Source organism: Azonexus sp. IMCC34839 (genome assembly GCF_047047955.1).
GTDB lineage: Bacteria > Pseudomonadota > Gammaproteobacteria > Burkholderiales > Rhodocyclaceae > Azonexus.
The window spans coordinates 3331018-3345111 of sequence record NZ_CP150631.1; the positions used below are offsets into that span (position 1 = coordinate 3331018).

Below are 14094 nucleotides of genomic sequence, written 5' to 3' on the forward strand. Positions count from 1 at the left end.
TTTGAGTTCCATGTCGAAGACTCTTTACGACAAGCTTTGGGATAACCACGTCGTCCATCAAGAAGCGGACGGCACGGCCCTCATCTACATCGATCGCCACCTAGTGCACGAGGTGACCAGTCCGCAGGCTTTCGAAGGCTTGAAGCTGGCCGGCCGTAAGCCGTGGCGCGTTTCGTCCATCGTGTCGACACCCGATCACAACACGCCGACCGATCACTGGGAAGAAGGCATCAAGGACCCGATCTCGCGCCTGCAGGTCGAGACCCTCGACGCCAACATCCGCGAAGTTGGTGCGCTGGCGTATTTCCCGTTCAAGGATCCGCGCATGGGCATTCTCCATGTGGTCGGTCCGGAAAATGGCGCGACCCTGCCTGGCATGACCGTGGTGTGTGGCGATTCGCATACCTCGACGCACGGCGCTTTCGCCTGCATGGCGCACGGCATCGGTACGTCCGAAGTTGAGCACGTGATGGCGACGCAGTGCCTGGTGCAGAAAAAGTCCAAGACCATGCTGATTGCCGTCGAAGGGCAATTGGGCAAGGGCGTGACGGCCAAGGACGTGGCGCTGGCCATCATCGGCAAGATCGGCACGGCCGGCGGTACCGGCTACGCCATCGAATTCGGCGGCTCGGCCATTCGCAGTCTGTCGATGGAAGGTCGCATGACCCTGTGCAACATGGCCATCGAAGCCGGTGCGCGCATGGGCTTCGTCGCGGTCGATGACACGACGATCAATTACCTGAAGGGCCGTCCCTTCTCTCCGACCGGTGAAACCTGGGACAAGGCCGTCGCCTACTGGCGTACGCTGCACTCCGATGCCGGCGCGCAATTCGATCAGGTGGTGAACCTGAAGGCCGAGGAAATCCGCCCGCAAGTGACCTGGGGGACCTCGCCGGAGATGGTGGTGTCGGTTGATGGCATCGTGCCCGATCCGGCCAAGCAGGCCGATCCAGTCAAGCGCGAGGGCATGGAACGCGCCCTGCAATACATGGGGCTGAATCCGAATACGCCGATCAAGTCGATTCCGGTCGACAAGATTTTCATCGGTTCCTGCACCAACTCGCGTATCGAGGATTTGCGCGAAGCTGCCGTCGTGCTCAAGGGGCGCCACATTGCTTCGAACATCAAGCTGGCGCTCGCCGTGCCGGGTTCCGGCCTGGTCAAGCGTCAAGCCGAGGAGGAGGGGCTGGACAAGGTGTTCGTCGCTGCCGGTTTCGAATGGCGTGAGCCGGGCTGTTCGATGTGTCTGGCCATGAACGCCGACCGTCTGGAGCCGGGCGAGCGCTGCGCCTCGACCTCGAATCGCAATTTCGAAGGGCGTCAGGGCGCCGGTGGTCGTACCCATCTGGTCAGTCCGGCCATGGCGGCTGCCGCGGCGCTGGCCGGGCATTTCGCCGACGTGCGCGACATCCTCTGAGGAGCGTTCGATGCGTAGCCTGATTTTCTCCGGTTTTCTCTGTCTCCTGGCAGCCTGCAACACGGCGCAGGGCGTCAAGAAAGATGTCGCCGTCGGCGTCGAGAAAACTGGCGAGGCCCTGCAGAAGGGCGGTCAGGCGGTCGAAGGTGCAATGAACAAGACAGGTGAAGTGGTCGGTGGCGCCATCAAGAAGGGTGGCGAAGCCGTACAGAAGGTGGTGGAGTAAATGGATAAGTTTGTTCGTCTGGAAGGCTTGGTGGCGCCGCTCGATCGCAGCAACGTCGATACCGATGCCATCATCCCCAAGCAGTTCCTCAAGTCGATCAAGCGTTCCGGCTTCGGGCCGAACGCCTTCGACGAGTGGCGTTACATGGATGTTGGCCAGCCGGGGCAGGATTGCTCGCAGCGCCCGAAGAACCCCAATTTCGTGCTGAACCAGCCGCGCTATCAGGGCGCCGAAGTGCTGCTGACCCGTGCCAACTTCGGTTGCGGCAGCTCGCGCGAGCATGCCCCGTGGGCGCTGCTCGACTTCGGTTTCAAGGCGATCATCGCCGAATCGTTTGCCGATATCTTCTTCAATAACTGTTTCAAGAACGGCATCCTGCCCATCGTGCTACCGGCCAACGAGGTCGATGCGCTGTTTGGGCAGGTTGAAGCTAATCCGGGTTACAAGCTGGTTGTCGACCTGCCGGCGCAGGTGGTGATTCGTCCGGATGGCCATGCCATTCCCTTCCAGATCGACGCCTTCCGCAAGGAATGCCTGCTCAACGGCTGGGACGATATCGGCCTGACCTTGCGCCATGCCGAAAAGATCAAGGAATTCGAGGCCAAGCGCCGCATCGAACAGCCCTGGCTGTTCGCGTAACAAGGAGAGAACATGAAGATTTGCGTCCTGCCGGGTGACGGCATCGGTCCTGAAATTACCGCCGAAGCGGTGCGCGTCCTCAAGGCGCTCGATCTCAAGTTCGAGATGGAAACGGCCCTGCTGGGCGGTGGTGCGGTCGATGCGACCGGTAATCCCTATCCGGAAGCGACGCAGAAGCTCGCCCGCGAAGCAGATGCCGTGCTGCTCGGCGCAGTTGGTGGTCCGCAATGGGATAGCCTGCCGCGCGAGCAGCGTCCAGAGCGCGGCCTGCTCGGCATTCGCAAGGATCTGAACCTGTTCGCCAATCTGCGTCCGGCCATTCTCTACCCGGAACTGGCCAATGCTTCGACCTTGAAGCCGGAAGTGGTTGCCGGTCTCGATATCCTGATCGTGCGCGAGTTGACCGGCGACATCTATTTTGGTCAGCCGCGTGGCGTGCGTGAGGAAAACGGCGAGCGCGTCGGCTTCAACACCATGGTCTATAGCGAGTCGGAAATCCGCCGCATCGGCCACGTCGCCTTCCAGGCAGCCCAGAAGCGCAACAAGAAGCTGTGCTCGGTGGACAAGATGAACGTGCTGGAATGTACCCAGCTTTGGCGCGACGTGATGATCGAAGTGGCCAAGGACTACCCGGATGTCGAACTCAGCCACATGTTGGTCGACAACGCCGCCATGCAACTGGTCAAGGCGCCGAAGCAGTTCGACGTGATGGTCACCGGCAACATGTTCGGCGACATCCTTTCCGACGAGGCATCGATGCTGACCGGCTCCATCGGCATGCTGCCGTCGGCGTCGCTCGACGACAAGAACAAAGGCCTGTACGAGCCTTCACATGGTTCGGCACCAGACATCGCCGGCAAGGGTGTGGCCAATCCGCTGGCAACGATCCTGTCGGCGGCGATGATGCTGCGTTACACCTTCGGCCTCGAAGAGCAGGCCGTGCGTGTCGAAAGTGCCGTCAAGAAGGTCTTGGCCCAAGGCTATCGCACTGGCGATATCTACGAGCGTGGTACCAACAAGGTGGGTACGAAGGAAATGGGCGACGCGGTTCTGGCAGCGCTGGCGTAATCCGCTAGTCGGGTTCGTGCGTTATACGGATTTTATTGGGAGAAGGTTTTCATGAAGAAGGTTGGTCTGGTCGGTTGGCGTGGCATGGTCGGTTCCGTGCTGATGCAGCGCATGGTCGAAGAGGGTGATTTCGCCCATATCGATCCGGTGTATTTCTCCACCTCTGCCGCAGGCGGCAAGGCTCCGGCGTTCGGCGGCAAGGAAGCCTCCCTGCCGCTGCAGGATGCGTCCAATATCGATGCCCTTAAGGCTTGCGAGATCATCATCACCTGCCAGGGTGGCGACTATACCAAGGAGGTCTTCCCGAAGTTGCGCGCTGCCGGCTGGAATGGCCACTGGATCGATGCGGCTTCGGCGCTGCGCATGGCCGATGACGCCGTGATCATCCTCGATCCGGTCAACATGAATGTGATCAAGGATTCTCTGGCCAAGGGCGGTAAGAACTGGATCGGTGGCAACTGCACCGTCTCGCTGATGCTGATGGGTCTGGGCGGCCTGTTCCAGAACGATCTGGTTGAGTGGGCGACTTCGATGACCTACCAGGCTGCTTCCGGGGCCGGCGCGCAGAACATGCGCGAACTGATCTCCCAGATGGGCGTCATTCACGACTCGGTCAAGGATCTGCTGGCTGATCCGGCCTCCGCCATCCTTGACATCGACCGCAAGGTGGCCGAAACCATCCGTTCCGACAGCTTCCCGAAGAAGAACTTCCGCAATACCCCGCTCGCCGGTTCGCTGATTCCCTGGATCGACGTCCCGTATGAGAACGGCCAATCCAAGGAAGAATGGAAGGGCGGTGCCGAATGTAACAAGATTCTCGGCAAGCCGGCGTTCCGTACGGCTGGTTCGATTCCCATCGACGGTCTGTGTGTCCGTATCGGCGCCATGCGTTGCCATAGCCAGGCATTGACCATCAAGCTGAAGAAGGACGTGCCGCTGGACGAGATTAGCGATATGCTGGCCAAGGCCAATCCGTGGGCCAAGGTAGTGCCGAACGATCGCGAGATTTCCGAGCGCGAATTGACCCCGGCTGCCGTTACCGGCACCTTGACCGTTCCGGTCGGTCGTCTGCACAAGATGGCGATGGGCCCGGAATATCTGGCTGCCTTCACTTGCGGCGACCAGTTGCTGTGGGGGGCGGCCGAGCCGCTGCGCCGCATGCTGCGCATTTTGCTCGATGCTTGATGTAATATTTGGTAAATATGTTAACGGGGCTGCGGCCCCGTTTTTTATTTGTTGTGAATATGCAAATTGCGGGCTATGAGAAGCAGGTTTAGCTTGCATTGCTAAGTGCATGATGTTAATTTGAAAGTCCCAAATTGACACTCAGGGTTTCGCCGTGAACGAAACTAATCGGTATAAATTTAAGAAAAATGCCATCGCTCTGGCGGTTGCATCTGGCATGTCTTTCCTGCCGTTTGCCGCTGATGCAGCGGGGCTGGGTAAGCTCAATGTATTGTCCGGTCTCGGTCAGCCGCTACGCGCCGAGGTCGAAATCGGTGCCGCCAAGGAGGAGTTGTCTGGCATGACAGCCAGATTGGCGCCGCAGGAAGCATTCAAGCAGGCTGGCGTCGATTTCAGTTCGGTCTTGTTGGATCTCCGTTTTGCCGTCGATAAGCGGCCGAACGGTCAATCTGTCATCAAGGTGACTTCGTCGCGGCCGATCAATGAGCCGTTCATGGACTTCCTGATTGAGTTGAATTGGACCAACGGTCGTTTGGTGCGCGAGTACACATTCCTGCTCGATCCGCCGGCCGATGTTGCAGCTAAGCCGATGGGGCGTCAGACGGCAGAAGCCAAAGTGGTGGAGGTTGTCTCCGCGCCTGCAGCCAAGGCAGAGGGCAAATCCCCGGCTCCTAGAGTTGCTACCCCGACGAAACCTGCTGCGGAGCCAGCGAAAAAAGCCGCTACCCCTGCAGAAAATGCGGATGCGCACGTGGTCAAGCAAGGTGAAACCTTGCGCAAGATCGCAGCCGATAGCAAGTACGAAGGGGTGTCCCTCGAGCAGATGCTGGTCGGCTTGTTCAAGAACAACCCAGATGCTTTTGTCGGCAATAATGTCAATCGCTTGAAAGCTGGGGCGATTCTCAATATCCCGGAAAAGTCGGCTGTCGAAGCGGTTACTGAAGCTGAGGCAAAAAAGATTTATACCGCTCATGCGGGTGACTGGAATTCATATCGCCAAAAATTGGCGTCCGCTACCGCCAAGGAAGCGGCCAAGGACGATGCCGCTGGGCAGGTCAGCTCCGGGAAAATAACGGCCAAGGTGGAGGAGAAGGCTGCGCCGGCCGATCAGGTCAGGGATCAGGTCAAGGTCGCTCGTACCGATACGCCCGCCAAGGGTGGTAAGGCCGCTCCGGCTGCGGATGATGCCGAGCGCGTCGCCAAGGAAAAGGCCTTGAAAGAGGCTCAGGATCGCGTTGCGCTGCTGGAAAAGAATGTCGGTGAACTGCAGAAACTTCTGGAGCTGAAGAGCCAGAAGTTGGCCGAAGTGCAGCAGGCTCAGGTGAAAAAGGAAGAGGCGAAGCCGGTTGAGTCGGTTAAACCGGTTGAGGCACCCAAGCCGGTCGAGCCACCCAAGGTTGAATCCGTGGCTAAGACGCAGGAAGAAGCCAGACCTGTTGCCGCTGAGAAGCCGGCAGAGCCTGCCAAGGCGCCGGAAGAGGTGAAGCCGGTCGAGGCAGCTCCGCCGCCGCCACCCGCCCCCGCGCCTGCTCCGAAAAAGCCTGCACCTCCCCCGCCGCCGCCTCCGCCGGAACCAAGTTTGGTCGATGCACTGCTGGAAGACCCGTTGCCCTTGGCAGCCGGAGGTGGGCTGCTCGCCCTGTTGGCTGGCTTTTTCCTGGTCAAGCGTCGGCGCAGTGGTTCTTCCTCGGCAGAGACTACTGCCGTTCCGGCTCCGTCCAGCCTGGGGCCGAACTCGGTTTTCCGCATGACGGGGGGGCAAAGCGTTGATACCGGAAATACGCCGCCGCAAACGGGAGATTTCAGCCAAACCGGCCCGGGGGCGATCGATACCGATGAAGTCGACCCAGTGGCCGAGGCCGATGTCTATATGGCTTATGGGCGCGATACTCAGGCTGAGGAAATTCTGCTCGAGGCGCTGCAGAAGGATCCGCAGCGTACGGCGATCCATGCCAAGCTGTTGGAGATTTATGCCAATCGCGGCAGTGTGAAACAGTTCGAAACCCTGGCGAGCGAGTTGTACGCTCAAACCGGTGGTGTTGGTTCTGAGTGGCAAAAGGTCGCTGCCTTGGGAGCTCGTCTGGATCCGGCCAATCCACTTTATTCGGGTTCTGCTACCCAGGCGGAAGTGCCTGCAGCAGAGGTTGCGCCAGTCATTCCTGATGTCAAGGCGACCTTGGCCATGCCGGGGGCGCTTTCTCAGATGGCGGAAGCGGCACTGGAATTGCCGGCAGAAGAACCGTTGGTCGCGCCAGAGGCCCCGTTGGCTGCTAGCGAACCCGCTCCTGCGGAATTTGAGGCAGCTCCCGCAAACGAAGAAATGGTCGGCCTCGACTTCGATCTCGGTTCTCCGGAGGTTCCGGTTGCGGTAGAGGAAAATGTTGCCGCGCCGGAAATTTCCGGTAGCGACGCGTTGGACTTCGATCTGGGTAGCGAGTTTGCTGCTGCAGTGCCGAGTTCTGTTCCGGAAGAAGTGCCTAGCTTTGAATTGCCGCCCGCTACGGTCGAGGAGTTGGAGGCTGAGCCGGCTTTTGCCTCAGCGCCGGATTTCTCTCCGGAGGGAACCCTCGTGGTTTCGCCTGCGGCCGGTGATGATGTCGACATCGGTGTCAGTACTTTCGTCGGTCTGGAGTCTCCGGAACAGGAATCCGGAAAGGCTGAAGAGCCTGCTGAGCTGGAGAGTGTGGTCGATTTCGATCTCGATCTGGGTAACGCTGGCACGGCTACGGTCGTTTCCAATGACTTTGCCGCCGATTCCGGTACGGCAACCTTGGTCAACTCTTCCGCCTTTAGCAGTGCGCTGGAGGTCGATAATCCCAAGTTGGCAGAAACGATGGTGAACACCGGGGCGCCCGATGATTCACTGGAGTTTGACGTCAAATTGACTGATTCCGTCTTCTTGGGTCAGCCGATGGCATCCGATTTCGATATCGGGTCGATAAATCTGGACCTGTCTGCTGAGCCAAGCCCAGCGCCGGCGGCTGCCGAAGCTCCTGTGGAATCAGAGGGGGCTGCTGTTCAGCATGACGCGCATTGGGAAGAGGTCAACACCAAGCTCGATCTGGCGAAGGCTTATGAAGAAATGGGTGACCTTGAAGGTGCCCGCGAATTGCTGCAAGAGGTTGTCGGAGAGGGCTCTGCCGATCTCGTCGAGCAGGCGCAGTCGATACTTGCCCGCATCGGCGGTTAAAATAACCGTTTGCAGATAGCCACATGGCCCCGCAAGGGGCTGTGTGCTTTTTGGGGCTCCGATTTGTTACATCCTTCGTCTGTCTTGCTGCTCTGGCTGTTGGCTGTCGTCGCCACGCAGTACGCCGGTTATGGGCTGTTGGCTACGCTGCTGGTGCTGGCGTTGCCGATAAGCGGGGTGTTTGAGCGGTGGAGGCGTTTTTTGTGGCGCAGTCGCTGGCTATTTGCGATGCTGTGGTTGATTCTGGCTTACAACATGCCGGGCGAGGCCGTATTCGACTCGCCGTGGATGGTGACATACGAAGGTATCGCAGAGGCGAATCTGCATATGGCCCGACTGGCTGTCATGCTGCTCTGTCTTGCCTGGCTTTTTGCCAAGGCCGGGCGCGATGGAATCATCGAGGGCTTATGGGGTTTGTTTCATCCTTTGCAGCGCTGGGGCGTGTTGAATACCGAGCGAGTGGCAGTACGCTTGTCGCTAGTCCTGTCCAATTTGCAGAAACCGTTGGTCCGTGGCGAATGGCGCAGGATGTTGCTGCATCAGGGAATGCTTGAGGGGCCGGAGCGGCTTGAGTTGCTCATGCCAAGCTGGTCGTGGCGCGATGCTTCGGCAGTGTTGTTGGGTGTTGTAATGCTTGCAATGGTGGTGTTCTGGTGAGAATTGCCCTTGGTATCGAATACTGCGGAACTGCCTTTCGTGGCTGGCAAAGCCAGGCGAACGCGGCGACCGTTCAGGATGCTCTGGAAGCAGCCTTGGCGGTAATCGCCGGAGAACCGACAGGCGTCGTTTGTGCCGGCAGGACCGATGCGGGCGTGCATGCGACACATCAGGTGGCGCATTTCGATACGCAAGTGGAACGTCCACTGTCTGCGTGGGTGCGCGGGGTCAATACCCATCTGCCGGATGGCGTGGCAGTACGCTGGGCGAAGCCCGTCGGTGACGAGTTTCATGCGCGCTTCAGTGCGCGCGGGCGGCGCTATCGTTATCTACTGCTCAACCGGCCGCAACGTCCCGGCTTGTGGCAAGGGCGTGTCGGTTGGCATCACCTCCCGCTCGATTTGGGTGCAATGCAGGATGCGGCGTGTCGTTTGTTGGGCGAACATGACTTTTCGGCTTTTCGGGCGGCAGAATGTCAGGCGAAAACCCCGGTCAAGACGATGACCCAGGCTGAAGTGCGGGCTTGTGGGGCGATGCTGGTGTTCGATTTCGAGGCCAGCGCGTTCCTGCATCACATGGTGCGCAACCTCGTCGGAACCCTGGTCTATATTGGCAAAGGTACCCATCCTCCACTCTGGGTGGATGAGCTACTGGCAATGAAGGATCGAAAGTTGGCGGCCCCGACCTTCTCTCCGGATGGGCTGTATTTCCGCGGCCCCATCTACGAGGCTCACTGGGAGTTGCCGCAACCGGACGACGACTTGATCGATGGGATGCTGGCATGAGGACACGTATCAAGATTTGCGGACTGACCCGTGAGGAAGATGTTTTGGCTGCGGTGGCAGCGGGAGCAGATGCCATCGGCTTTGTCTTCTATCCGCCGAGCCCGCGCTATGTCGATCCGCTGCGAGCGGCTCGCTTGGCGGCGGTGATTCCGCCTTTCGTCGAGGTCGTTGGATTGTTTGTTAATGCAGCACCCGCAGAGGTCAAGGCGACTTGTGGCAGCGTCCCGATCAGCCTGTTGCAGTTCCATGGCGACGAGGACGCGGCGTATTGCCGTCAATTTTCAAGACCTTATATCCGCGCTGCGCGGGTTAGGCCCGGGCTTGATCTGGTAGAATTCGCCGGTTCATTTCCCGAGTCCCGGGGATTGTTGCTTGACGCTTTTGTCGAGGGCTATGGGGGCGGCGGGCATGTTTTCGACTGGACACTCATTCCGCCGGGCTTGCCAGGCCACCTGATCTTGTCGGGCGGCTTGCATCCGGAGAATGTGGCGGATGCCGTTCGGCGGGTGCGGCCTGCTGCGGTGGACGTGTCCTCTGGGGTGGAAATGAGCAAGGGCATCAAGGATCACGACAGGATTGCTGCTTTCGTCGCCGCAGTGCGTGCGGCGGATGCAGCCATCAACGAAGGATAAGGAACAACATGCGGGAATCGGCTGGGGGAATCACCCGGACCTGTTGGCGGCGCCATCTGGCGAATCACCCTTGAAAGCGGACTAACTCATTTTTGTCCAATTTTTCAAGGAGTTTTGCCATGTCTGACACCCCGTATCAATACCCCGATGCCAAGGGCCATTTCGGTCCTTACGGCGGCGTTTTTGTTGCCGAAACCCTGTTCGGCGCGCTGGATGAACTGAAGCAGGCCTATGCCGAGGCGCAGGCCGACCCGGCTTTCAGTGCCGAATACGAATACGAACTCAAGCACTTCGTCGGCCGTCCGTCGCCGATCTATCATGCCAAGCGCCTTTCCGAAAAACTCGGCGGTGCGCAGATATATCTCAAGCGAGAGGATCTGAACCATACCGGCGCGCACAAGGTGAATAACTGCATCGGACAGGCCATGCTCGCCAAGCGCATGGGCAAGCCGCGCGTCATCGCCGAAACCGGCGCCGGCCAGCATGGCGTGGCCACGGCAACGGTCGCGGCGCGTTACGGCATGGAATGCGTGGTTTACATGGGTGCAGAAGACGTCAAGCGTCAGGCGGCCAACGTGTATCGCATGAAATTGCTGGGTGCGACCGTCGTGCCAGTCGAGTCCGGCTCGAAGACGCTCAAGGATGCCCTCAACGAAGCGATGCGCGACTGGGTGACGAACATCCACGACACCTTCTACATCATCGGTACGGTGGCCGGGCCGCATCCTTACCCGATGCTGGTACGCGACTTCCAGAAGGTGATCGGCGAGGAGTGTCTGGAACAGATGCCGGAGATGACCGGTCGCCAGCCGGATGCCGTCATTGCGGCAGTGGGTGGTGGTTCAAACGCCATGGGTATCTTCTATCCCTACATCGATGTTGATGGCGTGCGTCTGATTGGCGTCGAGGCGGCTGGCGAAGGCGTTGAAACCGGCAAGCACGCGGCCTCGCTGACGGCTGGTGTGCCCGGTGTGTTGCACGGCAATCGCACCTATTTGTTGCAAGATGAGGATGGGCAGATCATCGAGACGCATTCGGTATCCGCCGGTCTCGACTACCCCGGCGTCGGTCCCGAGCACGCCTGGCTGAAGGATTTGGGGCGTGCCGAGTACGTTCCCATTCGCGATGACGAGGCGCTCAAGGCTTTCCACGACCTGTGCCGACTCGAAGGCATCATTCCAGCACTGGAGTCGAGCCATGCCTTGGCCTATGCCATGAAGCTCGCACCCACGCTGGCCAAGGACAAGATTCTGCTGGTCAACCTCTCCGGTCGGGGTGACAAGGATATGCATACCGTGGCCGAGAAGTCGGGGATCCAGTTCTGATGTCGCGCATTCAATCCGCTTTCGCTCGCCTCCAAGGCGAAGGCCGCAAGGCCCTGATTCCGTTCATCACCGCCGGCGATCCCGATACCGCGCTGACTGTGCCGTTAATGCTTGCGCTGGTCGAGGCCGGGGCCGATGTCATCGAGCTCGGCGTGCCGTTTTCCGATCCGATGGCCGACGGTCCGACCATTCAGCGCGCTTCCGAGCGCGCCTTGGCGCGTGGCATGACCTTGCGCAAGGTGCTGCAGTTGGTTGCCGAATTCCGGCAGAAAAATGCCGCAACGCCGGTCGTGTTGATGGGCTATGCCAACCCCATCGAGGCGATGGGCCTGGAAAAGTTTGCCCAGGCTGCTGCGCAGGCTGGCGTCGATGGCGTACTGGTGGTCGATTATCCGCCGGAGGAGGCAGCCAGTTTTGGCGCGGCGATGAAGGCCAATGGCATGGATCCGATTTTCCTGCTGGCACCGACGTCCACAGCAGCACGCATCGCGCAGGCAGCGGAAATCGCCAGTGGTTATGTCTATTACGTCTCGCTGGCCGGGGTGACCGGTTCCTCGGCATTGAATGTCGAAGCGGTCGCCGAGCGCCTGCCGGCGATCCGCGAAAAGACCGGACTGCCGGTCGGTGTCGGTTTTGGTATTCGCGATGCGGCAACGGCCGCCCGCATTGCCGCTTTTGCCGATGCCGTCGTGGTCGGCAGCCGGATTATCGAAGAAATTGAAAAATCGTCCGCGGACTCGGTCTGTGCCAACGTACGTGCGTTGGTCGCCGAAATTCGCCGCGGCGTGGATGAGGTGAAACAATGAGTTGGCTGACCAAGCTTCTGCCCCCGAAGATCAAGCGCGAACAGGGCGCGCAGCGCCGTTCCAACCTGCCGGAAGGCCTGTGGAGCAAGTGCCCCTCCTGTGAGGCGGTGCTCTACGCGACCGATCTGGAAAAGAACCTGAACGTGTGTCCGAAGTGCGGTCACCACAACCGCTTGAATTCGCGTCAGCGCCTCGATTTGCTGCTCGATCCGGAAGGCCGCTTCGAGATCGGCTCCGAAGTGGTGCCGGTCGATAGCCTCAAGTTCAAGGACTCCAAGAAGTATCCCGATCGCCTGATGGAAGCCAATCGGCTGACCGGCGAAACCGACTCGCTCGTGGTGCTGCAGGGCGCCATCAAGACCATGCCGGTCGTCGCTGCTGCTTTCGAGTTCGATTTCATGGGCGGTTCCATGGGGTCGGTACTCGGCGAACGCTTCGTCCGTGGCGTCCAGATTGCGGTCGAGCACAAGATGCCCTTCATCTGCATCACCGCTTCCGGCGGTGCTCGCATGCAGGAAGGCCTGTTCTCGCTGATGCAGATGGCGAAAACGACGGCGGCGCTGACCAAGCTCTCCGAGGTCGGCATGCCTTTCATCTCCATCCTGACCGATCCGACCATGGGTGGTGTCTCGGCGTCCTTCGCCTTCGTCGGCGACGTGGTCATTGCCGAACCGAATGCCTTGATCGGCTTTGCCGGGCCGCGCGTCATCGAGCAGACCGTGCGCGAGAAGTTGCCGGAAGGCTTCCAGCGTTCAGAGTTCCTGCTCGAAAAGGGTGCCATCGACATGATCGTGGATCGCCGCGAGTTGCGCGATCAGGTGGCGCGTACGTTGGCCTTGTTGCAGAAACTGCCGGCCGCCGCTTGAAGACACTGAACGATTGGCTGGCCCACCTCGAAGGGCTTCATCCCAAGGGGCAGGCCGGTATCGAGCTGGGGCTCGACCGCATCCTGCGGGTCAAGGCGGCTTTGGGGCAGAGCGAATTCTGCCCGGTCATCACTGTTGGCGGCACGAATGGCAAAGGCTCGACCTGCGCCTATCTGGAAAACATCATCGACCGAGCCGGCTATCGCGTTGGTTGCTATACCTCGCCGCATCTGCTGGCGTATAACGAGCGGGTTCGCCTGAACGGTCAACCAGCCTCGGATGACGCCTTGTGTGCCGCTTTCTCTCGTGTCGAAGCGGCGCGGCTGGCGGCGGGCGATGTGGCACTGACCTATTTCGAATTCGGTACGCTGGCGGCCTGGGAAGTTTTTGCCGAAGCCGGGGTCGAGGCGGCGGTGCTCGAGGTTGGCCTGGGCGGTCGGCTGGACGCGGTCAATGCCTACGAGCCGGATGTCTCCATCGTTACCACGGTTGACCTGGATCATGTCGATTGGCTGGGGCCGGACCGCGACAGCATTGGTTTCGAGAAAGCCGGAATTTTCCGTGCGGGAAAACCGGCCTTGTGTGCCGACGCCAATCCGCCGCAACGCTTGTTGGCGCACGCCGAGCAGATTGGTGCCGACCTGCGCTTGATCGGTCGCGACTTTGGTTTCGAGCGAGACCAGGAAAACCGCCTGCAATGGCGCTGGTGGTGCCGTTCGCGCGCTGGGCTGGTCAAGCGTTCGCTGGCCTACCCTGGCTTGCGCGGTCCGACGCAGTTGTTCAATGCTGCGGCTGCTTTGGCGGCGCTCGATGCGCTCAACGACAAGCTGCCGGTGACCATGCAGGCGATTCGACCTGGCTTGATCGAGACCGAATTGCCCGGGCGTTTCCAGGTGGTGCCGGGCAAGCCCGCTATTGTGCTCGATGTGGGCCACAATCCGCAGGCAGTCCGCGTGCTGGCCGACAACCTCTCCTGCATGGGGTTTTTTGACCGGACGCATGCGGTGATCGGCATGTTGGCCGACAAGGATGCGGCCGGCGCGCTGCTGCCGCTCAAGGACAAGGTGGATGTCTGGCATGTTGCCTCGCTGGGCGGTCCGCGCGGAACCAGCGCCGAGCATCTGGCCGGGATCATCGTGGCCGTAAAGCTTGGCGGCGAGGTGATCTGCTACCCGTCGCCGCAGGAGGCGATGCTGGCGGCCAAGGGGCTTGCCGCCGAAAGTGATAGAATTCTCGCCTTTGGTTCGTTCTATACGGTCGCTGGGGCGCTCGAGGCGCTACGGAAAAAATCCTAGGTC

13 protein-coding genes are annotated in these 14094 nt (G+C 60.1%); all 13 read left to right on the plus strand.

What is annotated here, in order from left to right; all coding sequences use genetic code 11:
• Nucleotides 1-10: 10 nt before the first annotated feature.
• Nucleotides 11-1417, plus strand: coding sequence for a 3-isopropylmalate dehydratase large subunit (leuC, locus tag WIF35_RS16330; RefSeq protein ID WP_412479275.1), 1407 nt, complete (start codon nt 11-13; stop codon nt 1415-1417).
• Between the two features lie 10 nt (nt 1418-1427).
• Complete coding sequence (locus WIF35_RS16335; protein WP_412479276.1) at nt 1428-1643, plus strand: entericidin EcnAB; 216 nt, start codon at nt 1428-1430, stop codon at nt 1641-1643.
• The gene (gene leuD, locus WIF35_RS16340) at nt 1644-2282 is read left to right on the plus strand and encodes a 3-isopropylmalate dehydratase small subunit (RefSeq protein WP_412479277.1); all 639 of its coding nucleotides are present in this window, start codon (nt 1644-1646) and stop codon (nt 2280-2282) included.
• A gap of 12 nt (nt 2283-2294) precedes the next feature.
• Nucleotides 2295-3350: a 3-isopropylmalate dehydrogenase gene (leuB, locus tag WIF35_RS16345; RefSeq protein WP_412479278.1), complete on the plus strand. Its 1056-nt coding sequence runs from the start codon at nt 2295-2297 to the stop codon at nt 3348-3350.
• 51 nt (nt 3351-3401) lie between these two features.
• Nucleotides 3402-4535, plus strand: a complete 1134-nt coding sequence (gene asd / locus WIF35_RS16350; RefSeq protein WP_412479279.1) for an aspartate-semialdehyde dehydrogenase — start codon at nt 3402-3404, stop codon at nt 4533-4535.
• Between the two features lie 217 nt (nt 4536-4752).
• A complete protein-coding gene (locus tag WIF35_RS16355; protein ID WP_412479280.1) occupies nt 4753-7725 on the plus strand; it encodes a FimV/HubP family polar landmark protein in 2973 nt (990 codons plus the stop codon).
• An 84-nt stretch (nt 7726-7809) separates the two neighbouring features.
• Entirely contained in the window at nt 7810-8382 is a 573-nt protein-coding gene (locus WIF35_RS16360) for a CbiQ family ECF transporter T component (RefSeq protein WP_412479281.1), read from the plus strand.
• The gene (gene truA, locus WIF35_RS16365; protein WP_412481257.1) at nt 8376-9167 is read left to right on the plus strand and encodes a tRNA pseudouridine(38-40) synthase TruA; all 792 of its coding nucleotides are present in this window, start codon (nt 8376-8378) and stop codon (nt 9165-9167) included. The genes WIF35_RS16360 and truA overlap by 7 nt, the downstream gene beginning before the upstream one ends.
• Entirely contained in the window at nt 9164-9799 is a 636-nt protein-coding gene (locus tag WIF35_RS16370; protein ID WP_412479282.1) for a phosphoribosylanthranilate isomerase, read from the plus strand. Before truA ends, WIF35_RS16370 begins: the two co-directional genes overlap by 4 nt.
• A 119-nt stretch (nt 9800-9918) precedes the next feature.
• Nucleotides 9919-11124, plus strand: a complete 1206-nt coding sequence (gene trpB, locus WIF35_RS16375) for a tryptophan synthase subunit beta (protein WP_412479283.1) — start codon at nt 9919-9921, stop codon at nt 11122-11124.
• Nucleotides 11124-11930: a tryptophan synthase subunit alpha gene (gene trpA, locus WIF35_RS16380; RefSeq protein WP_412479284.1), complete on the plus strand. Its 807-nt coding sequence runs from the start codon at nt 11124-11126 to the stop codon at nt 11928-11930. Before trpB ends, trpA begins: the two co-directional genes overlap by 1 nt.
• Entirely contained in the window at nt 11927-12796 is an 870-nt protein-coding gene (gene accD / locus WIF35_RS16385) for an acetyl-CoA carboxylase, carboxyltransferase subunit beta (RefSeq protein ID WP_412479285.1), read from the plus strand. The genes trpA and accD overlap by 4 nt, the downstream gene beginning before the upstream one ends.
• Entirely contained in the window at nt 12793-14091 is a 1299-nt protein-coding gene (folC, locus tag WIF35_RS16390; RefSeq protein ID WP_412479286.1) for a bifunctional tetrahydrofolate synthase/dihydrofolate synthase, read from the plus strand. The genes accD and folC overlap by 4 nt, the downstream gene beginning before the upstream one ends.
• Nucleotides 14092-14094: the final 3 nt, after the last annotated feature.